The organism is Streptococcus pseudopneumoniae (genome assembly GCF_001074565.1).
GTDB lineage: Bacteria > Bacillota > Bacilli > Lactobacillales > Streptococcaceae > Streptococcus > Streptococcus pseudopneumoniae_J.
Genome location: NZ_JUQX01000018.1, coordinates 16,151 through 39,581 on the forward strand (window position 1 = coordinate 16,151; position 23,431 = coordinate 39,581).

Sequence of the window (23,431 nt, forward strand, 5' to 3'; positions counted from 1 at the left end):
CTCAGACGAATGCGTCTGAGTTTTTTATGATCGTAAATTTTCCAGATAGCGCTGGGCTGTCTCTAAGTTAAAGGTTTTGTCTGCAATAAGGCGCTCAACGAGGGGAGCAACCTCGGACTCACTAGCACCTGCTAGGAGAGCGAGGGATTTGGCCTGTAGTTTCATGTGGCCTTGCTGGATGCCCGTACTGACCAAGGCTTTGAGGGCCGCAAAGTTTTGTGCAAGACCGATGGACACGATAATCTGAGCTAATTCCTTGGCTGAAGGATTTCCCAGTAGTTCATGACTAAGAGCTACACGGGGGTTGAGACCGATAGAGCCACCCTTGGTCGCTACAGGCATAGGTAGAGTCAGCTCACCGACCAATTCTTCTCTTTCCATGTCCAGCGTCCATTGACTAAGACCTTGATAGCGTCCATCTCGACTGGCAAAGGCATGGGCCCCAGCTTCGATGGCACGCCAGTCATTACCAGTGGCAATCAAAATGGCATCAATACCATTAAAAATCCCTTTATTGTGAGTAGCTGCTCGGTAGGGATCAGCCTGTGCAAACTGGCTAGCCAAAGCTATTTTCTCCGCAATTTCTCGTCCTTGGTCCCTTTGAGGGTTCAAATGGCGAAAGGCGATACGACAGCTTGCAGTCACCAGAGAATCGGTCGCGTAGTTGGACAAAATTCCCATAAGACTCTGTCCCTGACTGAGTTCTTCTAAGACTGGTTTCAAGGCTTCCAGCATGGTGTTGAGCATATTGGCTCCCATGGCTTCCTGAGTATCGACATGGAGATAAACAACGAGAAAGTCTGTTTCACCTTTGATCTGCTCTACATGCAAATCACGCGCCCCGCCACCACGTTTGACGATAGAAGGATAGGCTTGATTGGCAAGTTCCAAGAGCTCCGCCTTCTTGCTGGCAATCTTCTCTTGCGCTTGTTCAGGATCAGCAACTTGATAAAGGGCTACCTGACCAATCATCTGACGCTCATGTACTTGAGCAGTAAAGCCACCTGCTCGCTTGATGATTTTACTTGCATAGCTGGCCGCAGCAACCACTGAGGGTTCTTCTGTCACATAGGGAACTGTGTAGTCCTGACCGTTCACCAAAAGCTCTGGAATGATAGAATAAGGCAGAGAAAAAGTTCCCACTACATTCTCACTCAGCTGATCTGCAATTGCCAAGCTGATTTGTTCATCCTGCTCCAGACTGGTTTGCTTTTCAGGACTAAGGAGCGCCTGAGCTTTCAGTAACTCAAGGCGCTCATGGTATGACTTTTTAGAAAATCCATTCCAACTTCTCTTCATTATTTTTCAACCTTGCTATAACGACGTTGGTGGTCGAGAATTTCAACCAAGGCATAGTCTTGATTTTCAAAACCTGCAAACTGGGCTGAACCAGATTCATCCAACTCTACCTCTTCGAAGAAGACTTTTTCATAGTCTTCAACAGACAATGCTGTACGTTGCTTGAGTTTGCTCAAGCGATCCTTATCAAGGTAAGTTTCATAACCTTCTACCAGTTCTCCACTAAAGAACTCTGAAACCGCTCCACTTCCGTAACTGTAGAGGACAATTTTATCTCCAGCCTTCAAATTTTCTGCATTTTCCAAAAGGGAGAGAAGCCCAAGGAAGAGGGAACCTGTGTAGATATTCCCAATCATCTGACTGTAGAGAATGGACTTATCAAAGTTTTCTTGCAGACTATCCTTTTTTTCCTGAGACAAAGTCTTATCCATCATCTTGCGCAAGCCTTTTAGGGCCAACTTAGGATAAGGTAAGTGGAAGCAGATGGCCGAAAAATCATTCATAGTCCAATCATAACGTTTCTTGTATTCATCCCAAGTCGTCGTAAGACTGTCAAGATATTGCTGAGTTGAGTATAAGCCGTTTACATAAGGAGTGGTTGAATAGTTTGGGCGCCAGAAATCCATAATATCACGCGTTTGGGCAACATTATCATTGTTAAAGGCCATGGTACGCGGATTTTGCGTAATCAACATCGCCACACTCCCAGCTCCCTGAGTTGGTTCACCTGGAGCCGCTACACCATACTTGGCAATATCGCTAGCGATGACCAAGACCTTGGACTTTGGAGAATTTTCCACATGCAACTTGGCATAATGGAGGGCAGCTGTTGCTCCGTAACAAGCTTCTTTGATTTCAAAACTGCGAGCGAACGGCTGGATACCTAATAGACCGTGAACAAAGACCGCTGCTGCCTTACTCTGGTCAATTCCTGACTCGGTCGCCACGATGACCATATCGATTTCTTCTTTTTCTTTATCTGTGAGGATAGAGTTGCTTGCACTGGCAGCTAAGGTGACAACATCCTCAGTCAATGGTGCAATGCTAATTTCGTTTAACAAGAGTCCCTTGCTAAATTTTTCGGGGTCAACTCCTCTTGCTTCTGCCAGGTCTTGTAATTTCAAGACATATTGACTGGTCGCAAAACCAATCTTATCAATACCGATTGTCATATTTACCTCTGTTTTTTCATTCATTGTAAAAAATCGTTCTATTCTATTTTATCACAAATAGGAACAAATGAGAGAAAAAAGACCTGATTCAACAAATCAAGTCTTTGCTTTGACAGCATTAGGAGGATATGCCTCGCTGTTTTCGGATATAGTAATAAAGCTTCAGAATCACTGTTCCACTGGCCATCCCGATGGAAATGACCAGAGCCAACATAACTACTAGTGTTGCACTGGTAAGGGCATGACTGTAATCGCCTGTCACAAAGAAGGCTGTCGTTCGATAGGATAGATAACCGGGCACCAAGGGGGCAAGAATGGCCAAGACAAAGACCACTGCTGGCGTCTTATAGACAATACTTAAAATTTGGCTGATACAAGAACCAACCACCGCTGCAATAAAGGTCGCAACAATAACATTGGTTGGTTCTTTGAGCACGAGGTAGAGGAGCCAGACACCCATTCCCAGAACACCACCAGGTAGGAGCATGGAGCGCTGAACATTTAGTACGATTAGAAAGGTGATAATGGCGAGTAAACTCGCCACTGCTTGGAGTAAAATACTTGTTAGAGTCATCTTATGTCATCAAAACCAGGGCGACGGAGGTGCCGGCCCCTAAAGCGAGGGTAATGAGCAAGGATTCAAACATCTTGCTCATACCAGAGTTGATATGGTTGGTCATGATATCCCGAACTGCATTTGTCAGAGCAATCCCTGGAACAAAAGGCATGACGGCTCCCGCTATGATCAAGTCTGCCGTCGAAGGAAATCCTGTATAGCGGGCCCAGAACTGGGCAATCAATCCAAAAACAAAGGCACCCGCAAAGGCGGTTACAAAAGGAATGCGGACAAACTTCTCTACATAGAGAGAAAAAGCAAAACCAAGTAAAGTCGCAATGGCTGCACCAAAAGCATCATAGGTATTCCCCCCGAACATAATCGAGAAAAAAGGGGCACTGAGAGTTGCTGCAATAGTCACTTGGAACTTGGTATAAGGAAGAGCTTGATTTCTGATTTCCTTTAGCCTTTCAAAAGCCGTAGAGAGATCAATCTGCCCTCCGACAAGCTCCCGTGATACTTGGTTCACATCGCAGACTTTTTCGATGTTGTAGGAGGAAGAAGTTACTCGTTTCATACGAGAAATATTGGTATTCTCAATAGAAAAGAAAATAGCTGCTGGCATGGCAAGAACGTTGCAATCCACTATTCCCTGTGAATGAGCGATACGGATCATGGTGTCCTCCACCCGATAAATCTCCGAACCGCTTTTTAAGAGAATAGTTCCAGCTAGCATAATCACATCAATGACGGCATTCAACTCTCTCGATTCGTCCATTTTCTCCTCCTTTTCTGCTTCCTATATTTTATCACAAAAATCAATGAAAAAAAATCTTTGTCATGAAATCATGACAAAGATTCGTTTAATCTCGAGAACTTTCACGGGTTCCTTCACTATTTGATTGACTAGTTGAAGGAGTGTTTCCTTGTTGGTTCCCCTGATTTGGAGTTGTAGAAGAACCTTGGTTTCCACGTTGGGCAGGATTAGAAGATGAAGTTGATGGTGGTGTTTTTGGTTTGTAGATGGAAAGTTTGATACGCGTACTTGCGAGATCAACCAGCTCTCCTGCTCTTGGCGTTTGACTGACAACAGTTCCTTCTGCCGTTCCTTCAGGAGCAGTCGATACTTCTACAACCTCAATATTTGCTTCCTTCACACCGACAATCTGAGTCAAGTTATTCTTTGTAAATTCGAGACTTGAACCGATGTAGTTCGGCATGCTGACACTAGTCACCTTCTTAGCTACTGTTAAGGTAATCGTAGTGGCTTTTGAGAGATCATAAGTCGAACCCGATGCAGGGGTCTGTCTGAGGACGGTTCCAGGTTCGCTTTCATTGGATTCTTCCTCTTCCATCTTGATTAGATTTTCAGGAACCTTCTTCTCCTTGAGTTCAGCTACAACTTCCGTATACTTGCGTCCAACGTAATTGCTCAATTGGAAGGATTGCTTCCCAGAAGAAACGATCAAATTGACCTTGGTTCCTTCTTTTCGGCCGCTACCAGCTTCTGGATCCGTTCGAATAACTCGTCCTTCTGCTACTGTATCGCTGGCCTCTGACTTTTCTTCACCGGCTTCAAACTTGGATTTTTTAAGAGCTTCCTTAGCCTCTGCAACGGTTTGTCCAGCTACGTTAGGAATAGCAATCGTTGCTGGTGTTCTTGACAAAATCCAGACCAAAGAGGCTGCAACCAATAGAAGACTGGCCAAAAGAATCATATAGCGAGCCTTAAACTTCCGTTTCTTGGCTGGCTTTGGCGCTGGAGCCGGCTCTGCCACTGGTTGAGTTGGTTTCTTTGGCTGAGGGCGTTCTTCTTGCACCGGAGCTTTAGGAATCGATGTCAGTGTACTTTGTGGAACTTTAGGTAAAGTCTTCGTGTCTGCCTTACTCGCATCGTCAAAGACCAATTTCGGTTCATTCCGACGATTATAAGACAAGCTAGTTGACAAGTCCACATACATTTCAGAAACAGACTGATAACGGTCTGATAGCTTCTTAGCAGTTGCCTTGATGACAACATTTTCCAAAGCCTGAGGGACAGATGGGTTTTCAGCAATGACGGACGGAAGTGGCTTCTGGAAATGCTGGAGGGCAATCGTAACCGCGCTATCTCCATCATAAGGGATATGTCCCGTCAGCATCTCATAGAAGATAATCCCCATCGCATAGATATCGCTCTGGAAGGTCGCTTTTGAACCACGCGCTTGCTCAGGTGACAAATAATGAACCGAACCCAGCATCGAGTTGGTCTGGGTCAGACTCGTCTCTGCAAAGGCCACTGCAATCCCAAAGTCAGTAACTTTAGCAGTTCCATCTGGTGTCAAGAGGATATTTTGAGGTTTCAAATCTCGGTGAACAATTCCTCTAGCATGAGCTAAACGCATAGCCAAAAGAATCTGTCCCATAATCCGAACCGCCTCTTCATTTGAAAGAGGATAGTGTTCTTTGATATAACGCTTGAGGTCAAGTCCTGCTACGTATTCCATAGCTAGGTACTGTTGGCCATCTTCCTCACCGATATCTGTTATCCGGACGATATGAGGATGGTCCAGATCCGCCATAGCCCTCGCTTCCCGCTGGAAACGTGCCACAGCAATCGGGTCCGTCTGGTAGTTGGTCCTCAGGACCTTAACTGCCACCTCTTCCCCATCTAGGATCAAATCCTTGGCCAAGTAAACATCTGCCATGCCTCCTCGACCAATCTGCTTGACAATCCGATACCGCCCGGCAAAAATCTTGCCGATTTGGATCATTCTGCCGCCTCCTCGTTCATGTAAACAAGGGCAACCGTAATGTTGTCTAAACCTCCTGCATTGTTAGCGAAACGAATGAGGGTGGCCGCCTTGTCTGCTAGGGAAATATCACTGGTTACAATATCATAAATTTCGCTTGCCGAAATCATATTGGTCAAACCGTCACTATTGAGCAAGAGATAATCTCCTGACTCCAGTGTAATCATCCCAAAATCAGGCTGGATTTCATCTTTTTGTCCGATAGACTGTGTGATGATATTCTTTTGAGGGTGAGTTTCTGCCTCTTCTGGAGTCAATTGACCAGCCTTGAGCAATTCATTAACCAAGGAATGGTCACTCGTCAACTGGTGGTATTCTTCTCCACGAATCAAACCGATACGAGAATCTCCAATGTGAGCATAGATGGCTTGGTTGTCAATAAACGCAACAGCTTCTAGCGTTGTCCCCATGCCTCTGTAGGCTTCGTCCTGACCTAGTTGATGAATTTTTTGATTTTCAATCTCCAGGTAGTGGGCAAACCACTCACGAACTTCATTGACTGAGTTAATTTGGGTATCCACCCAATCTACACCGAGGTCTGTTACCGCCATCTCACTAGCGATATTTCCTGCACGGTGTCCTCCCATCCCGTCAGCCAAGATGATCATAGTGCGTCCTGCTCGGTTGACAAAGTGATTGACATAGTCCTGATTATTTGTCCGTTTCTGACCAACATCTGTTAATAATGCTATTTCCATTGTGTCAGTTCCTTCCTATTCTGATATCTTGCGAAATTGGCTAATAAAGAATCCATCACTTCCATGCAATTCAGGAGTAATCAGGATGCAGCCATCTTTCAGGATATCTTTACATTCGTGTTCTAGTTTAACCTGCTCGAACTCGGGATGACTTTCTAAAAATGCCTCAACGACTTGAAAGTTCTCCTCAGAGACAATAGTACAGGTACTATACGTTATTATACCACCTTTTCGTAGTGTTTGACAAACACTACCTAATATTTCCAGCTGAATTTCTTGTAAGGATGTGAAATCTGCTGTTTCTTTATTGTATTTGATATCTGGTTTGCGGCGCAAGAGACCGATTCCAGAACAAGGGGCATCTACTAAAATCTTATCAAAAGAGTCTTTTTCAAAAAACTCATGCACTTTTCTGGCGTCCAATTTTTGCGTTTGCACTCGATCCGCCACCCCCAGACGTTGGGCGTTTTCTTGGATCAAGTCCAACTTGTGATCATAAAGATCCAAAGCCGTCACCTTACCAGATGCGAGGTAAGAAGCCATATGGGCTGTTTTCCCACCCGGAGCCGCACAGGCATCTAGAACCTGCTCATGGCCTTGCAGATCAAGAGTGGGAGCAACCAGTTGACTGGACTCGTCTTGGATGGTAATAGCACCCTCTGAAAACAAATCATGACCTGCAAAGTGGCCTTGCTCCTTGACCAGACCAAAAACAGCCAAAGGTGAATCACTCGCCTCTAACACGGCTTTGATTTCCTCCTTTCGACTCAAGTCGGTCACTCGGATGCTGGCTTTGTTGCGCACCAAGAGGCTTTCAAAAATGGCTTGGGCTCGCTCTTCACCGTATTCTTCCTTGAGTTTAGACACGAGCCAAACTGGGAGAGAATAGGCAATGGAATCACGCTTGTTTTTGCGTTTGATGCTGTCAACATCTGGCCAGCCTTCTCGCAAGATACGACGAAGGACGGCGTTGACCAATTTTTCACTACCTTTTTTACGGGCTTTGGCTAGCTCTACCGCTTCATTGACCACAGCATGGTCAGGCACCTTATCTAGAAAACGGACTTGGTAGACGCTCATGAGAAGAAGAACATAGAGCCAGTTATCTAGCTTGTCTCTGTCTTGAATAAAGTGGGACAGGTACCATTCCAGAGTCAGTTTGCGGGCTACCGTTCCGTATACAATCTCTGTCACCAAACCCTTGTCTGCTGTTGAGAGTTGACTCCCTTTGAGGTGTTTATTTAAGGCAATATTTGAATATGCTTGGTTGACAAAAACATCCTCTAACACTGCTAGAGCTAGACTTCTAGCCGTTTCTACTTTAGTCACCAAATCGTTCTCCTACAGTCAATGTCCGTCCCACTCCGTTGAGGAAGGAAGCAATGTCCATCTTAGGCTTACCTGCTGGCTGCACTTGCTTGAGAGATAAAGCTCCTTCAGCCGTTGCAACGATTAATTCCTTTTTACCAATAGAGAGGATCTCCCCTGGATTTCCCTGACCTTCTACTGGTAGGGCTTCATAAATCTTAAAGCGATCTCCCTTAAGGAAAGTATGGGCAACAGGCCAAGGATTCATCCCACGGATTTGGTTGAAGAGTTGACGGTTGATTTTAGTCCAATCGAGTTTCTCTTCTTCTGGCTTAATATTTGGCGAGAAAGTGACTTGACTAGGATCTTGTGGTTCAGGTTTGATCTCCCCAGCAATATAGGCAGGTAGAGTATCCAAAAGCAAATCACGACCTACAATCGCTAATTTCTCAAATAAGGTACCGACATTGTCCTCATCTGTAATAGGAATACTACGGCGGGAAATCATGTCTCCTGCATCCATTTCTTTAACCATTTCCATAATGGTCACACCAGCTTCCTCATCCCCTTGAATCAGGGCATAATGAATGGGAGCTCCACCACGGTGTTTGGGAAGAAGGGAAGCGTGAACATTGACCGCAAAGTCCATGCTATCAAGAAGTTTGCTTGGGAGAAACTGCCCAAAAGCAGCGGTCACAATCCCATCCGCTCCTAGATTCATAATAGCTTCCAGCTCTGGGCTCCCAGATAATTTTTCTGGTTGGTAGATAGGAAGACCTGCTTCTTTGGCAGCTTGCTTGACTGGGGTTTCTTGGATCACTTTTTTACGGCCAACAGCGCGGTCTGGCTGGGTCACAACAGCTAGAATCTCGTAACGGTCGTCTGATATCAACCCCTTCAAAACTGTCGCTGAAAAATCGGGAGTTCCCATAAAGATTAATTTTGTCATTTCTTCTCCTTCTTATAAAAATTGCTGCGGCTCATGGTCAATACTGAGACGAAGCTCGCTATTTTCCCGTTCTTGAGTCAAGGCCAAAACTCGATTGAGAGTTGGACCCAGCTCATCTTCTAAACGGTATTTAATCAAAATCTGGTAATGATAAAGGTTGTGGGTACGGGCAATGGGTTTTGGTGTTGGTCCAAGGATTCTACTAGTTTCCGATAAACCTGAGCGCAAAATTCCCATAACTTCATAGGCACGTTTGACAACCTCTTCTTCTTTCTTGTGAGAGAGGGTAATTCCAATAGTGAAATAATAAGGCGGATAGCCGAGTTGGCGTCTGATACTCATTTCATAGGCATAAAAGCCTTCGTAGTCCTGTTCCTTTGCAAATCGAATGGCATAGTGCTCCGGATTGTATGACTGAATCAAGACCTGCCCAGCTTTTTCCGCACGACCTGCCCGACCAGCCACCTGAGTTAAGAGTTGGAAGGTTCTCTCAGAAGAACGAAAATCAGGTAGATTCAAAGCCGTATCCGCATTGAGCACTCCAACCAAAGTCACATTTGGAAAATCCAAGCCCTTGGCAATCATCTGAGTTCCCAGCAAGATATCTGCTTCGCCTTGACCAAACTGGTCAAGAAGAGCTTGGTGACTGCCTTTCTTGCGAGTCGTATCCACATCCATCCGTAGAATGCGGGCCTGAGGAAAGAGTTCTGCCAGCTCATCGTAGGCTTTCTGAGTCCCTGTACCGTAGTAGCGAATGCTGCGACTCTGACAGTTAGGACAGACATGAGGAATTCCTTTCGAAAAGCCACAGTAATGGCAGTTCATGGTCTTGGTATCCATGTGGAGAGTCAGAGAAATATCACAGTTGGGACAGCTATCTACCGTTCCACACTCCCGACACATAACAAAGCTAGAATAACCCCGACGATTGAGCATAAGGACTACCTGCTCTTTTTTATCCAAACGGTCTTGGATGGCTTCTAGTAAAGGGGGCGTAAAGTTTGACGTCTCATTCTGCCCGATATAGTCACGAAAGTCAATCACTTGAACCTCGGGTATCGTAGCCAAAGGATTGGCCCGTTGGGTCAGACGTAAGTGTTGATAGACCCCTTTTCCAGCACGCGCACGGCTCTCTAAGCTCGGTGTCGCCGAACCAAGGACCAGGGCCGCTTGATTGTACTGGGCCCGTAGAATGGCGACCTCTCTGGCATGATAACGGGGATTGCTGTCTTGCTTGTAACTGGCTTCATGCTCTTCATCGATGATGATGACACCTAGATTTTTCAGCGGAGCAAAGATTGCTGATCGAGCGCCAACGACAACTTGAGCATCTCCACGCTCGACCTTGCGCCATTCGTCGTACTTTTCACCATTGGACAGGCCTGAGTGAAGAATGGCCACTTCCTCGCCGAAACGAGCAATAAAACGCTCCGTCATTTGTGGCGTCAGAGAAATCTCAGGTACCAGTAAAATAGCCGTCTTACCCTTATCCAAGGCTCCTTGGATAATCTGCAAGTACACCTCAGTTTTCCCACTTCCTGTAATCCCTTGAAGGAGAAATGGAGGCTGTTGACTGCCAATAGCACTGACAACGGCATCACGCGCCTGTCTTTGCTCTGGGTTCAGCTCCAAAGGTCTACTTGCTTCAATGCCTTCAAAATAAACAGCTGAGCGTTGCACTTCCTTTTGGACTATGGACACAGCACCTTGTTCCACAAAGAAATTGACTTGTTCGCGTGAGTAGGATTCTAACAAACTAGCCAGAGGAGCACTTTCAGGATGAGACAGCAAATAGTCTCTCAGCTCTGCCTTTTTCTTAGCACGCGTAGAAATCTCAATCTGCTCTAGTCTATTAGCATCAACCTCATACCAAGACTGAGTCTTGACTTTCTTTTGATCGACTGCCTGGTATTCTAAGCGGAGCAGACCTTTTCTGGTCAAGCGCATCATTTCTGCCTGCTTGGCTAAATCTAGAGATGAAAAGGCTAGCGAATCTCCTGAACCGAACAAGCGCTCTCGGTCTGCCTGGCTCAGACCTCCCAGAGGATAGAGAATCTTATCATAGCTGGAGTTTAAAAATCCCGGCAACATGGCTTTTAGGATGGAGATTTTGTAAGAAAAGACAGACTTGCGTAACTCCTCTGCCAACCAGAGTTGCTCCTGGGTCAAGACTGGAGAAAAGTCTAGGACTTCTGCAATCTCTTTCAAGTCCTGATCTGTCACTTCTTCATCCGACTGGGACTCCAAGCCCAACACAATTCCTTGGATCAAACGATTGCCCTTACCGAAGGGGACATGGACCCGCATACCGACTTCCAGCATGTCTATAAATTCCTCAGGGACCTTGTAACTGTAGGGCTGGTCCGTCTGCATCAGGGGAACATCCACTATAATTTTTGCGATAGCCATTTTCTCACCTCCTTCTTGTCAGTAAATTATTGCAATAGAAAAAATAAGATTGAGTCCCCCCAACCTTAAATTTTTTCACCATCTTCTTTTTCTTTAGCGATTTGCTCTTTGATTTTCTTTTCTTCTTCTTCTTTGCGACGTTTTTCTTCTTCGATACGGAGACGAACCGCTTCACGTTTTCCTTCTGGATCTGGGTGAATGGTTACATTTCCTGACTCGATTTCTTCCAAAGCGCGAAGAGTTGATTTTTCAGACTTAAATTCTTGAGTTGCCGGCGCGCCTGCTTCTAGTTCGTGGGCACGCTTTGCTTCCAAGATTACGAGTGAATATTTTGATGGTACCTTGTCTAGCAAGGTATCGATAGAGGGTTTTAACATCATTTGCTTGTACCTGTTTCCTATAGTTTATCGAGTAGTTGGAGATTTTGGCAACATCTCCTGGTAGTGACCAATGACACGGTCCACACGGAAGTGTTCTGCTTCGATCACACGCTTGACACGTTCAGCAGCGAGGGGCACCTGATCGTTGACAATGGCATAATCATACTCACGCATGAGGGCAATTTCTTCCTTGGCTTTTTCGATTCGTTGGGCAATCACTTCAGCGCTATCTGTTCCACGACCTACCAAACGATCCTGCAATTCATCCAAATCTGGTGGTGTTAGGAAGATAAAGACAGCATCTGGAACCTTTTTCTTAACCTGAAGGGCTCCTTGAACTTCAATCTCAAGGAAGACATCGATTCCCTTGTCTAGGGTTTCGTTGACATAGGTCAGAGGAGTTCCATAGTAGTTACCGACATATTCTGCATATTCCAACATCTGACCTTGACGGATTAGCTCTTCAAACTCTTCACGAGTACGGAAGAAATAGTCCACCCCGTCCACTTCACCAGGACGTTGCGCACGCGTCGTCATCGATACAGAGTATTGAAATTGATTCTCAGAACTCTCAAAAATCTCTCTTCTAACCGTTCCTTTCCCAACTCCTGAAGGACCAGAAAAAACGATTAGCAAGCCTCGGTCTGCCATTATGTCTCCTTTAGTTAGTCTGTGAAATAAAGTGAAATTTCTCTCGGATACTGATGATAGCGTCAGTTATCCTTCTACAGTCTTTCTATCTAGTGTAACAAAAAAGCAGTAATATTTCAACTGCTCTTTCTTATTTATTTAGCATAATCTACTGCACGAAGTTCGCGGATCACGGTTACCTTGATATTTCCTGGGTAATCGAGATTGTTTTCAATTTTCTCACGAACTTTGTGAGCCAAGATTGTGACTTTGTCGTCTTTGATTTGTCCTGGATTTACCATGATACGGATTTCACGTCCTGCTTGAAGGGCAAAGCTATTTTGCACTCCTTCAAAGCCATTTGCTATTTCTTCCAAATCATGGAGACGCTTAATATAGCTTTCAAGAGACTCGCTACGAGCACCTGGACGCGCTGCACTCAAGGCATCTGCTGCAGCAACGATAACTGCAATGACGCTTTCGGCTTCCACATCGCCGTGGTGGCTAGCAATGGTATTCACCACAACTGGGTGTTCCTTGTACTTACGAGCCAATTCCGTACCAATCTCAACGTGGCTACCTTCAACCTCGCGGTCAATAGCTTTCCCGATGTCGTGAAGGAATCCAGCGCGACGGGCAAGAGCTGCATTTTCACCAAGTTCACTGGCGATGATACCAGATAACTTAGCAACCTCAATCGAATGACGTAAGACATTTTGTCCATATGAAGTACGGAACTGCAAACGTCCCATGATCTTCATCAAGTCTGGATGGAGGTTTGGCGCACCAATCTCATAGGCAGCAGCCTCACCGTATTCACGGATTTTATTGTCAATCTCCTGACGGTTTTTCTCCACCAACTCCTCGATACGAGCTGGGTGGATACGGCCATCCTTGAGTAACATTTCCATGGTCATACGAGCAATTTCACGACGAATCGGATCAAATCCTGACAAGGTTACCACTTCCGGTGTATCGTCGATAATCACATCAACCCCTGTCAAACTTTCAAAGGTACGAATGTTTCGACCTTCACGACCGATAATGCGCCCCTTCATGGTATCGTCTGGTAGGTGAACTGTAGAGTTTGTTGACTCCGCTACATACTCACCAGCGATACGCTGCATAGCTTGAACCAAGATATCTTTCGCAATCTTGTCTGAACGTTCCTTCACTTCTTGCTCAGCCTCACGAATGCGGCTAGCAATTTCCTTGGTCAAGTTTTCCTCTGTCTGAGCCAAGATAATATCTCGAGCCTCAGTCTGGGAAAGGGAACCGATACGTTCAAGTTCAGCTTCTTTTTGTCTTTCGACTTCCTCTAATTGCTCTTCACGTGCATCAAGGTTTTTTGCTCTATCAGAAATACTTTGTTCTTTTTGTTCAAGTGTTTTTTCTTTGTTCGTCAAATTGTCGTCCTTACGGTCAAGGCTCGTAGCTCTCTCTGTCAAACGACTTTCGATTTGCTTGAGTTCCTGACGTTCTGACTTAAATTCAGCGTCCACTTCTTCACGGTATTTTCTGGCTTCCTCTTTGGCCTCCAATAGTGCTTCTTTTTTAAGAGACTTGCTTTCGCTCTTGGCTTCATTTAGTAATAAATCCGCTTCGCGCTCAGCTTGTCCTCGTAAATTAGTTGCTTCTTGTTCAGCATTTAGAAGCATCAACTCTGCAGCCTCTTGAGATGATTTCATCTTAGCTGAGATGCTGACATATCCAATGACTAAACCAATGATGACGGCAAAAACAGCAATCGCAAGTGTCATGATTTCCATGTTTTTACCTCATTAAATTTGTTTATCGAATGACATACATTCCTTAATATTCTATCATAAAAAACCGATTTCCACAAACCTAAATTGAAGAGTTTCTATTGAAATTTAGACAAAGAGCCACCTACTTCTAAACTCTATTGTATTAATTTATCTAGCGGAATATGATTAATTGTGATTTGCCCTTTTGATTCTAAAGGTAAGCATTTTTTTATAAAGTTTTGACATTTCGCGTCTTTCAATTCATCTATGTTAATCACTTGATAATTATTTTTTATTCTATCATTTAAAATATCATAATAAATTTCAACTAAACAGCCCTTTGTTCGGCCACAAAGTATGTCATGAGCATCATAATACACTTTGTGGCCTGTTTTTGATATAAATAGATTCCTTAGCCCCACTTCCCATAAACATGATAACAATTGAAAATAATATATAGGTTCACGAATGTAATTAAAATCAAAATATATATCCTCCTCTGAAGTAGGCAAAGAATCCAAAGAACTTAAACCTACAATCTTCTCTAACATTTCAAAATGAAAATATGCGTCTAACTCATAGGACTGGTCATACTCATCTATTTCATAAATACCACCAAAAAATTCAAAAAATGATACTAGAATACTATCAGTTCCCATGCGTCCATTCATGCAATCAACGATATAATTTGATATCTTACTACCAGAATATGGTAGAAGCATATTCGTTGTATAATCACTCTCAATTATGTTTGAAAGTTCTTCTAATGATTTCTGGAACTCTCTTAAACTTGGTTTTTTTAGTTTTGAATCTTTATTTTTATCTTCTACAACTCTTTCATCTATATCTACATAATAAATTTTAAAAATCAATGACAGAATTTTCCCAAGATCATCATCTCTCAATTTACTCTTTTTCAAAATGTTATCTATGACTTCCTCTGTAGGTACCATTCTATTATGATTTAACTTAAATTTATTATCAATGAGATTTTTCTTTGTTGATTTTATTTCCTCACTATTTAAAATTACAATAATTTTAAATCTTTTATTCTCAGAAAGATAGTCAATATAACCCAATAAATCATTATAATCTGAAGGGTTATCTGATGTTTCTGCATATGAAACCCGTTCAAAATCATCAAAAATAATGATAGAATCTCGCTTCATCAAATCCGTTCCAACTGTTTTAAAGAACCATTTAAAAACTCCTCCAACAAGTGGAATAAAGTCCAAATTTCCGAGTATAGATTGTTTTTCTATTTCATTGATCAATATTTTCTCGGCTTGCTCTCTTGTTTTTATTCCAAAGCAGGAAATATAGTAGATTTCTTTCTTTTTGTAAATTTGATTTTCAAAAAACGTCTTTATAAAAAATGTTTTCCCACTCCCCCAAGAACCATCCAACCAGAAGACATTATGAATAGAGTCTGGACTATTTAAAAATTCCACCAGATGAGTTTGAAAAGGATAGTCATATTCTGGAAATAGCTCTGGATCCAGTTTCTTATAACTAACTTTTTTAAAAATTATGTCTAAAAACCAGAATAGTATTGTTGGTATAGTCAATGCTAACAATATTATTGCACGATTCTCATATAACATTGAAATAATATCTTTTAAAAAATTATAATTAGATACAAATTTATAAATAGGTAAAGCAAAGCGTTTAAATTGTTCAATCTCAAGTGCAAGATACAGTACCCATATACTAGCTATAAATATTTTGTACCACTCAACGACTCTAACATTACTACTCCATGATGGCCTTTGAAATGGATATTTCAGTAGCCGTTTAAAATTCAGAAAAAAATTAAGAATCCTCGTCATTATATTTTTCATATATCCCCCTTTTAATCTATATTATCATGATTATACCACAAAATAAGAGTTATAAAGCGGATTCAAGGGATAAGAATCTAGTTATTATGCTAAAAATTTTTCACTGATTTTTAACTTAGGAAGTCTATCATTTTCCAAAAATTTTATCTTAAATCTATTCATTAAAATCCCTAAAATAAAAAAGCCTACCTTTCCGTAGACTTAGTAGTGATCTTTGAAGGACAAGAAAACGATGTTATCCCCATCCATCATATAAATCAAGCGATTTTCTGCATCAATACGACGTGACCAGGCTCCTTGGTAGTCATACTTGAGTGGTTCTGGTTTCCCCATTCCTACAAAAGGATCGCGTTGAATATCCTTGATTAGCATGTTGATTCTTTTTAATGTCTTCTTATCTTGGTTTTGCCAATAGCAATAATCCGCCCAGGCATCTTCTGTAAATTTGAGCAGCATTTCTCACTCCTCAATCACATGCGCCTGAGTACTTCCTGCTCGGACTTGAGCCATTCCTCGCAAAACCTTGTCAGAAAGTTCCTTATTTTGAGCGATTCTCAGGGTTTCCTGAATACTGTCCCATTCGCTCTTTGAAAGGACTACAATATCCTCATCTGGATTTTTATTGACCACCGTTAAAGGCTCGAATTCATCATTTACCTTCTTCATGTAGTCTTTTAAATGATTTCTGAATGTTGAGTAAAGGACCGCTTCCATAACCATACCTCGTTTTACCTCTTTTCCACTATTATACACAAAAAGAAAGAAATTGTCAGGAACTTGTACAAGATTTTTCTTTTCTATCTATTTATTCGAAAATCTTCTAAAAAAGCCCACTTTTCAGTAGACTTAGTTTGTTTCTATTCTAATGGGCACCCTGCCGAAATTCTGCTCTGCGATGCTTGGCTGTCCTAGTTGGTAGATCTGATCTGCCTTTTGAGTCATAGCATCCCAAGGTTCTTTGCCAATTCGGCTGACTAGTTGGACTTGGTCTTTCAGAGACTTAAGATGTTGTCTGCCTTTTTCGGTAAAGCCAAGGACATGGATGGCTTCTGGCAAGTCGCTTTCTCTGGCCTGCACCAGGATATAGGTCAAGAGGCGTCTGACACGCGCTTTGGTGTATCGCTTAGTGGCAACCGCCTCGACCAATTCCTCCACAGACTGGGCTGTTTTGATAGCATTCTTGATGCGCACAGCCATTTCTTGATTGACCTGATAGATGGTTGTTAGGTCTGGATTTGACAAAATTTGATAGCGGAGCAAGGGAAAATAATCATCCCAACTCACCTTACTCGCCTGCTCAAAGAAGTCAACAGAAGGCATAAAGCGTTCTAAGAAATCTTTGTCCCTCTGGTGCTGACGGAGGGCTGTCGCCGAGGCGAAGTCCACATCCTTGTCCACAGAATGATAACCTGCCCCCTGACGCTGAATCGGATGCAGTTTGATGTTGCGTCCTGCAACCGCCTTGGCATAGGCCAGAGCAAGGACATGATTAGGCGTATTGCCTGAAAAATCAAGACCTGCAAATTCCTTCCACATGGCTTGGGTTTTCTGGGGATAGGAGAGAGAGTCAGGCATATTTTCCACAAAATTCTCCATCTCACTACCTTGATTTGTGTATAAATCAGCGATTTTTTGGTAATCCAGAACTTCTTCTGTCCCAAAAGCGAGGCTATCAATGCCCAACCGAGCCAAGATATCCACAGCTCCTTGGCCAAAGAAATCCGCCGCCTGAACACTGACTAAAAAGGGCAATTCTACTACCAAATCTGCTCCATTTTCCAGCGCCATCTGGGCTCGCGTCCACTTATCTACAATGGCTGGTTCTCCTCGCTGCATGAAATTTCCAGACATGGCCACGATTTTCAGGCCCTCCACCTGTTCCAGCAGGTATTTATGCCCATTATGAAAAGGATTGAACTCCGCGATAATACCAGTGATGGTCATAGATTTCTCCTACTTCTGAGCAACGAAAAACCAACGTCTACTTGTTTCTGTTGGCTCCTTGTCCTCAAAGTCCGCATAGAGTTTGAAGGACTTAAATCCAGCCTGTTCCAGCAAAATATCATAGGTCAAGACCTCGTAGGTTCGTTCCTCATGCACTTCATCGTGGCGACTAAAGGAACCGTCAGCCTCCTTGACGAAAAAGGTCAACTCATGCACGATGGAGTGAGGTGCAGCGTCCTCGTAGGTATCCCAGAGCATGGCAAAATCTTCTGCATTTTCATGGTAAGAATAGCCTGGGAAAACCTCATCTGTCTGGTAGGTCGAATGCACATCAAAGATAAAGACACCATCTTCGTTGAGGGCATTATAGACTTCTTTAAAAACGTCGCCTACTTCCACCTCATCCTGCATGTAGCAGATGGAGTCCGAATAACACGTAACAAAGTCGTACTTACCAGCCCTGGATAAATCCAGCATATTGCCTTCAATAAAATTAATCTTTCGCTTGGCTGAAGAAGCCCTCTTCTCTGCAATCTTCAGCATATCCGCGCTCAAGTCCAGTCCAGTTACATCAAAACCAGCCTGAGAAAAGCGCACAGACTGGATGCCTGTCCCACAAGCTAATTCCAAGAGTTTCTTTCTCTCCTTGGTCTTAGGCAAATGACGCAGCGAAAAATCCGTCCATTTGTCGTATAAACTATCATCCATCACAGCATCGTAAACAGCCGCAAAAGTTTCATAAGTCGCCATAATTAAGATACAAAGAGCGTTAAAAGCAAAGAGAAAATAGGAAACTTTCTGCCGTATCATCAGATACAAAGGAAGTTACTCTTTTTCTCACAGCTTTTAGCTCGTGTTCAGTTTCAAGATCAACCAAACACGACGCCCTCACCTTTCCATCAATTTCTTTTAAAATAAGCAAAGAAACCCAGTTGATTGCAACTGAGTTCATCTTCTACGCCAAAGTTTCAGATAAATCTACTAAATTCGCCTCATGCCATAGTTTTTCTAGGTTATAGTGGGCACGCATTTCTTCTGAGAAGATATGCACAACGACACCGCCAAGGTCCAGCAAGACCCAGCCTCCAGCTGCATCACCTTCGACATGGCTGCCTTTAACACCAGCTTGAGCTACTTTTTCACGGATATTATCAGCGATAGCGTCTAACTGACGGCTATTCATCGAGCTCGTGATGACAAAGTAGTCTGTAACACTGGTCAAATCTTGTACATCAAGTGCGAGGATATCCTCCGCACGTTTCTCATCAGCCGCTTTCACGACTAGTTCTAGTAATTCTTTTTCGTTCATTTAGTCCTCTTTCAAATAGTGCACAAAGGCGTTATAGGTTTCAAGGGTTTGGGGATAGATGGGAAATCCCTGATGAGCCAGATGCTCCACGGTACGTGCTGTTTCGTAGGCCACTGCCTTATTGAGTGATAGACTTGCAATTTCACGCGCCACATCTACGCCTGGAAAGGCACGATTGTGTTCGATATAATCTGCGACGTAGATGACCTTATCTAGCTCGGTCATCTGACCAGCCCCGACTGTATGGATTTCAATGGCTCGCAGGATTTCAGAATCTTGTAAATCCAAGTCTTCTTGAAGCTTGTAAATTCCGACCATGCCATGCCAAACATTATTGCCCCAGTTTTTGAGGTCGGGGTCTAACTGGTAACGGTCAATCAAGTCTTGAAATTCCTTATCTGACAACTTTTTAGCATAGTCGTGGAGAAGTCCTGCTAGACCTGCTTTCTCACTATCCACACCAAAGTGCTGAGCCAGTTCTATGGCTGCACGCTCCACACCCAAGCAATGGGTTAAGCGTTTTTCAGGTAGAAGCTCTGCCATTTTTTCCAACAAAGCCTCACGGGAGCAGTTGATATAGTCTTGATAGCCCATCAGTAGAGCCCCTCCTTATCGATGTAGTCTAGCACTGGCTGAGGTAGGAGAAAGTTGGGTTTCCGACCTTGGGCAAGGAAATCTCGCACCATACTAGATGAGATATCCATGAGCGGAACATCCACCCAGATGACTGGATAAGAAGTTCCTGCCTTGTAGCGTGGTCGCTGGACTCCCACAAACTGAACCATGTCGACTAGTTCATCAATCCGATACCACTTAGGTAGATAGTCCACCATATCCGCACCGATAATGAAGTAATAATCCGTATCTGGATGTTGCTCTGTCAAAATCTTCATGGTGTCGTAGGTGTAGGAAATGCCCTTGCGCTCTAGCTCAATGGTTTCAATGGCTAGACCTTCGATCCCCTCAATCGCCAATTCAAGCATCTTGAGACGGTGGTGTTCAGGGATGGTTTCTTTTTTGTCTACATGAGGTGGCTGGTATTCAGGCATGAGCAGGACCTGGTCCAGTCCTAACTGTTGTCGTACTTGGTCCGCCACAATAAGATGGGCATGGTGAACGGGGTTAAAATTCCCTCCTAAAATCCCAACTTGTTTGCGTTTTTTCTCCTTGATTTCTGGCTCCAACTCTACCTTGGTAAAGGGAGTCAATAATTCGATTGCCATAGGCTCGTTTTCCTTTTATTCTCTGTAAAAACAGTTGTTTGGAGTAGGTTTTAGATTTCTTTAACTTTCTTGGAAATCTTGCGATTTTCTTTCTTGCTGGATTGCTTAAACAAGATCAAGATACGTCCGATTTTTTGGACTGTATCCACACCGATTTCTTCTTCCAAGATTTCAGCTACTTCGTGGATATTTTCATCTGTGTTTTGCAAGAGCGTTACCTTGATTAATTCACGGGCATCAAGAGCTTGACGGACGCTAGTTTTTATTTGGTCGTTGAGACCATTTTTCCCGATTTGGATGATGGGTTTGAGGGTATGTGCCTGGCTGTTGAGGAAGGCACGTTGTTTTGATGTTAATGACATAATTTCTTAAAAAGAGTTTCTTTTTATACTTTTCTGAAGTGGTGACGGACGTCAGCAAAGTTCTTCGAACTTTCATGACTAAAATTTGAGCCCAAGGTCTCAAATTTTCCGCAGTTGGTACAATCACTTGTACCAACTAACACCACGGCGAAAAGTATTCTCTATGGGCTCGCAATGCTCGCCCAAGTCTAGATGACCCTTTCCTTTCTGTGTTTAGATAATTGCTTTTCGTGTGACGACGGCGACGCCTTCTGGTGCCCAGACGGCGACTTTGGCGGTGCCTGTTACGCGGATCCAGCCTAGGCCTGAGATGACTAGGTCGGTTTTGTCCTTGATGGTAAAGACATGTTGGACTAGTTTTGGAAAATCTTCTTTTTCCTTGCTATTTGGTGGTGTCAAAAGGGTTCCACGGTGCTTGTCATAAAAGGTACTAGCGCCTTCAAGCTTGGTACGGTGGAGTTTGAGTTCGTTGTCAAAGAAGGCTGTGAAACCTTGCTTTTCTCCGGCTATGAAATCAAATCGTCCCAAGCCACCTAAAAATAGGGTTTGTTCAGGATTGAGCTGATAGGTTTTGGGCTTGATTTCCTTTTTAGGGCTGACATACTTGAGGTTTTTAGCCGTCAAGTAGTGGGCCATCTGGTGGCGGTGGATAATCCCTGGTGTATCGTAGATATAAGAACCGTCGTCAAGCGGAATCTCAATCTTGTCCAAGGTTGTCCCTGGAAAGCGTGAAGTAGTGATGACATTTTGGTCACCCGTGATTTCTTGGATAATGGCATTGATAAGAGTTGACTTTCCAACGTTGGTCACACCGACCACATAGACATCGCGGCCCTTACGGTAGTGTTCAATCTTGTCAATGACTTCCTTAATGGCATGTTTGTTTTGGGCTGAAGTCAGGACAACATCCACAGGACGAAGCCCTTCTTCGTGGGCACGCTCCATCAGCCACTGGCTAATCTTGCCCGGCTTAACTGACTTGGGCAGGATATCTTTTTTATTTCCGACCAAGAGGACATCATTGCCCGATACAAAACGTGGCAAGCCCGTGATGACAGAGCCATTAAAGTCAAAGATATCAATGACATTGACTACCAAAGCATCACTGTCTCCCACCTCGTGCAAGAGTTTGAGGAAATCATCGTCCGTCAACTGGACATCTGTGATTTCATTGTAGTGACGGAGACGGAAACAACGTTGGCAATAGACTTCCCCTGTCTCCAAACCTTTTTCGAGTGCCGACTGGGGAGTAAATCCAAGACCAGCCTTGTCTGTCGTCTGAATGGTTGCTCCACAACCAATACAGAGAATTTCTTCCATAGTTAGATTCCTTTTTTATATGTAATCGGTCCGTACTTTTCCGTTATTTTTCGCATCACACGGCGCTCGCGAGCTCGGTTAATCTGCGTTTTGATGGAGTCGTGTTGGACCAAGGGTTTGACCAAGATTGAGCGAATACCTGCACGGTGCGCTGCTCGTATATCTGTCATGAGCTGGTCACCAACCATGACCACTTCATTTTTCTCATAGTGGAATTCTTTCATGGCACGGTCAATTCCAAAGGTGAAGGGTTTAAGAGCCCAATAAACGTAATCAATCCCAAACTTTTCAACTGCACGTTGAACCCGTTTTTTGGTGTTATTTGAGACTACGATGATGCGAATACCTGCATCCCGAAGGTCATGTAGCCATTGCTTCATCTCTGGTGTCCCATCAGGGTTGTTCCAAGCAATGAGGGTATTGTCCAAGTCGACCAAAACAGCCTTGATTCCCTGCGCCTGCAGGCTTGGGACTGTCAGATCATAGACTGCTTCCACAGCAAAATCTGGCATATAGTTTTCAATCGCCATTCTGGCTCCTTTTCTTAACTTTTTTTCGCAATTTTTCTCAAAATCAATGACAAGACCAGCCATAAGACCGCACTAGCCAAGCTGATGTAGACCCAAGCATAGGGCTCATCTGTGAAGGGGAGGGGAACATTCATCCCGAAAAAGCCCGTCACTACTGCCAAGACTGCTAGTAAAACTGAAATGATGGTCAAGGTTGTCAAGTTATCATTCAGGTTGTTGTTTAGGATATTGTTGTAAGAGGCTGATAGTTGTTGCAGAACTTGAGAGATCAAATCGGTCATCGAAACCAACTGATGAGCCTCAATCATGGCATCATCAAACTGTTCTCTCTCAACTTCGTTAAATCTGCGATAAAGGGCATGTCCTTGGATATGTTCTAGCAACATGCGATTCTGCTTGGCTGCCGCTGTCAGATAGACCATACCAGTCTCCAAGTCGGAAAGGGCAAAGAGGTTTTTCTTAGTCGTTCGCTGACGCAAGAGGCCATTGACCTCATCCTTACTCTTATCCATCTGTTCGATGACAGGATAGTAGGCATTGCTGATGATTTCCAGACTAGCAAAGAGAAATTTGTAAATAGAAAGCATATCATGACTCTCTAAATAACGTGTCATCTGTTCAATCACATAGGCATTTTTCTTATTACTAATCGTAATCAAGCGCTGATGTTCCACGATAAAGGTCATGGGAAAGGCTTCATAGTATTCCTTGTCCTTTTTCAAATCCAATACATTGTAGATAAAGGTGACGGTTCCACTTTCGCGGTGATAGTCCATGTGGGCACGCTCATTTCTATCCAGAGCGTATTCGATGGTTTCCTTGTCCAACCCATAGATTTCAGAGAGATCTTCTAGTTTTTTCAATTTCCCCAAATCTAAGTTAATCCAAGTGCATCCATTGCCCAACTGCTTTTCTACAAACATATTTTCTCCTTTACCAAACTCCTTCTATTGTACCACAA

The 23,431-nt window shown here is 43.6% G+C and carries 24 protein-coding genes; all 24 read right to left on the reverse strand.

Annotated elements, in window-relative coordinates; translation table 11 throughout:
- Positions 1–24: 24 nt before the first annotated feature.
- The gene (locus tag ADI74_RS01765; protein WP_049536658.1) at positions 25–1,299 is read right to left on the reverse strand and encodes a hydroxymethylglutaryl-CoA reductase, degradative; all 1,275 of its coding nucleotides are present in this window, start codon (positions 1,297–1,299) and stop codon (positions 25–27) included.
- A complete protein-coding gene (locus ADI74_RS01770; RefSeq protein WP_009729851.1) occupies positions 1,299–2,471 on the reverse strand; it encodes a hydroxymethylglutaryl-CoA synthase in 1,173 nt (390 codons plus the stop codon). Before ADI74_RS01770 ends, ADI74_RS01765 begins: the two co-directional genes overlap by 1 nt.
- Positions 2,472–2,589: 118 nt before the next feature.
- The gene (locus ADI74_RS01775) at positions 2,590–3,045 is read right to left on the reverse strand and encodes a threonine/serine exporter family protein (RefSeq protein ID WP_000176910.1); all 456 of its coding nucleotides are present in this window, start codon (positions 3,043–3,045) and stop codon (positions 2,590–2,592) included.
- Position 3,046: 1 nt separating this feature from the next.
- Positions 3,047–3,805, reverse strand: a complete 759-nt coding sequence (locus ADI74_RS01780) for a threonine/serine exporter family protein (protein ID WP_000344546.1) — start codon at positions 3,803–3,805, stop codon at positions 3,047–3,049.
- An 85-nt stretch (positions 3,806–3,890) separates the two neighbouring features.
- Positions 3,891–5,780, reverse strand: a complete 1,890-nt coding sequence (gene pknB / locus ADI74_RS01785) for a Stk1 family PASTA domain-containing Ser/Thr kinase (protein WP_049536661.1) — start codon at positions 5,778–5,780, stop codon at positions 3,891–3,893.
- A complete protein-coding gene (locus ADI74_RS01790; protein WP_000401533.1) occupies positions 5,777–6,517 on the reverse strand; it encodes a Stp1/IreP family PP2C-type Ser/Thr phosphatase in 741 nt (246 codons plus the stop codon). The genes pknB and ADI74_RS01790 overlap by 4 nt, the downstream gene beginning before the upstream one ends.
- A 15-nt stretch (positions 6,518–6,532) precedes the next feature.
- Positions 6,533–7,846 carry a 16S rRNA (cytosine(967)-C(5))-methyltransferase RsmB gene (gene rsmB / locus ADI74_RS01795; RefSeq protein WP_049536833.1) on the reverse strand — a complete coding sequence of 438 codons (1,314 nt, stop codon included), beginning with the start codon at positions 7,844–7,846 and terminating at the stop codon, positions 6,533–6,535.
- Entirely contained in the window at positions 7,839–8,774 is a 936-nt protein-coding gene (gene fmt / locus ADI74_RS01800) for a methionyl-tRNA formyltransferase (protein ID WP_049536663.1), read from the reverse strand. The genes rsmB and fmt overlap by 8 nt, the downstream gene beginning before the upstream one ends.
- Positions 8,775–8,786: 12 nt before the next feature.
- Entirely contained in the window at positions 8,787–11,183 is a 2,397-nt protein-coding gene (locus tag ADI74_RS01805; protein WP_049536665.1) for a primosomal protein N', read from the reverse strand.
- Positions 11,184–11,248: 65 nt separating this feature from the next.
- Positions 11,249–11,563, reverse strand: a complete 315-nt coding sequence (gene rpoZ, locus ADI74_RS01810; protein ID WP_002874282.1) for a DNA-directed RNA polymerase subunit omega — start codon at positions 11,561–11,563, stop codon at positions 11,249–11,251.
- A 24-nt stretch (positions 11,564–11,587) separates the two neighbouring features.
- Positions 11,588–12,214: a guanylate kinase gene (gene gmk, locus ADI74_RS01815; RefSeq protein WP_000775041.1), complete on the reverse strand. Its 627-nt coding sequence runs from the start codon at positions 12,212–12,214 to the stop codon at positions 11,588–11,590.
- 134 nt (positions 12,215–12,348) lie between these two features.
- Positions 12,349–13,962 (reverse strand): ribonuclease Y, encoded by a 1,614-nt coding sequence (locus ADI74_RS01820; protein WP_033606008.1) that lies wholly within the window; start codon positions 13,960–13,962, stop codon positions 12,349–12,351.
- Positions 13,963–14,096: 134 nt separating this feature from the next.
- Positions 14,097–15,782 carry a P-loop NTPase fold protein gene (locus ADI74_RS01825; protein WP_049536667.1) on the reverse strand — a complete coding sequence of 562 codons (1,686 nt, stop codon included), beginning with the start codon at positions 15,780–15,782 and terminating at the stop codon, positions 14,097–14,099.
- A 201-nt stretch (positions 15,783–15,983) separates the two neighbouring features.
- Entirely contained in the window at positions 15,984–16,238 is a 255-nt protein-coding gene (locus tag ADI74_RS01830) for a Txe/YoeB family addiction module toxin (RefSeq protein WP_049536669.1), read from the reverse strand.
- Positions 16,239–16,241: 3 nt separating this feature from the next.
- Positions 16,242–16,496 carry a type II toxin-antitoxin system Phd/YefM family antitoxin gene (locus tag ADI74_RS01835; protein ID WP_192833023.1) on the reverse strand — a complete coding sequence of 85 codons (255 nt, stop codon included), beginning with the start codon at positions 16,494–16,496 and terminating at the stop codon, positions 16,242–16,244.
- A gap of 132 nt (positions 16,497–16,628) precedes the next feature.
- Positions 16,629–17,726 carry a nucleotidyltransferase gene (locus tag ADI74_RS01840; RefSeq protein WP_049536672.1) on the reverse strand — a complete coding sequence of 366 codons (1,098 nt, stop codon included), beginning with the start codon at positions 17,724–17,726 and terminating at the stop codon, positions 16,629–16,631.
- A gap of 9 nt (positions 17,727–17,735) precedes the next feature.
- Positions 17,736–18,476, reverse strand: a complete 741-nt coding sequence (locus ADI74_RS01845) for a class I SAM-dependent DNA methyltransferase (protein ID WP_049536835.1) — start codon at positions 18,474–18,476, stop codon at positions 17,736–17,738.
- A gap of 205 nt (positions 18,477–18,681) precedes the next feature.
- Positions 18,682–19,035, reverse strand: coding sequence for a ribosome silencing factor (gene rsfS, locus ADI74_RS01850; RefSeq protein WP_049536674.1), 354 nt, complete (start codon positions 19,033–19,035; stop codon positions 18,682–18,684).
- Positions 19,036–19,629: a bis(5'-nucleosyl)-tetraphosphatase (symmetrical) YqeK gene (yqeK, locus tag ADI74_RS01855; protein ID WP_049536676.1), complete on the reverse strand. Its 594-nt coding sequence runs from the start codon at positions 19,627–19,629 to the stop codon at positions 19,036–19,038.
- Complete coding sequence (locus ADI74_RS01860; RefSeq protein ID WP_049536677.1) at positions 19,629–20,258, reverse strand: nicotinate-nucleotide adenylyltransferase; 630 nt, start codon at positions 20,256–20,258, stop codon at positions 19,629–19,631. Before ADI74_RS01860 ends, yqeK begins: the two co-directional genes overlap by 1 nt.
- Before the next feature lie 50 nt (positions 20,259–20,308).
- A complete protein-coding gene (gene yhbY / locus ADI74_RS01865; protein WP_000060169.1) occupies positions 20,309–20,620 on the reverse strand; it encodes a ribosome assembly RNA-binding protein YhbY in 312 nt (103 codons plus the stop codon).
- A 213-nt stretch (positions 20,621–20,833) separates the two neighbouring features.
- Positions 20,834–21,940, reverse strand: coding sequence for a ribosome biogenesis GTPase YqeH (gene yqeH, locus ADI74_RS01870; protein WP_049536682.1), 1,107 nt, complete (start codon positions 21,938–21,940; stop codon positions 20,834–20,836).
- Between the two features lie 2 nt (positions 21,941–21,942).
- Positions 21,943–22,470 (reverse strand): YqeG family HAD IIIA-type phosphatase, encoded by a 528-nt coding sequence (locus ADI74_RS01875; protein WP_000963744.1) that lies wholly within the window; start codon positions 22,468–22,470, stop codon positions 21,943–21,945.
- A gap of 14 nt (positions 22,471–22,484) precedes the next feature.
- Positions 22,485–23,393, reverse strand: a complete 909-nt coding sequence (locus tag ADI74_RS01880; RefSeq protein WP_049536684.1) for a magnesium transporter CorA family protein — start codon at positions 23,391–23,393, stop codon at positions 22,485–22,487.
- Positions 23,394–23,431 lie beyond the last annotated feature (38 nt).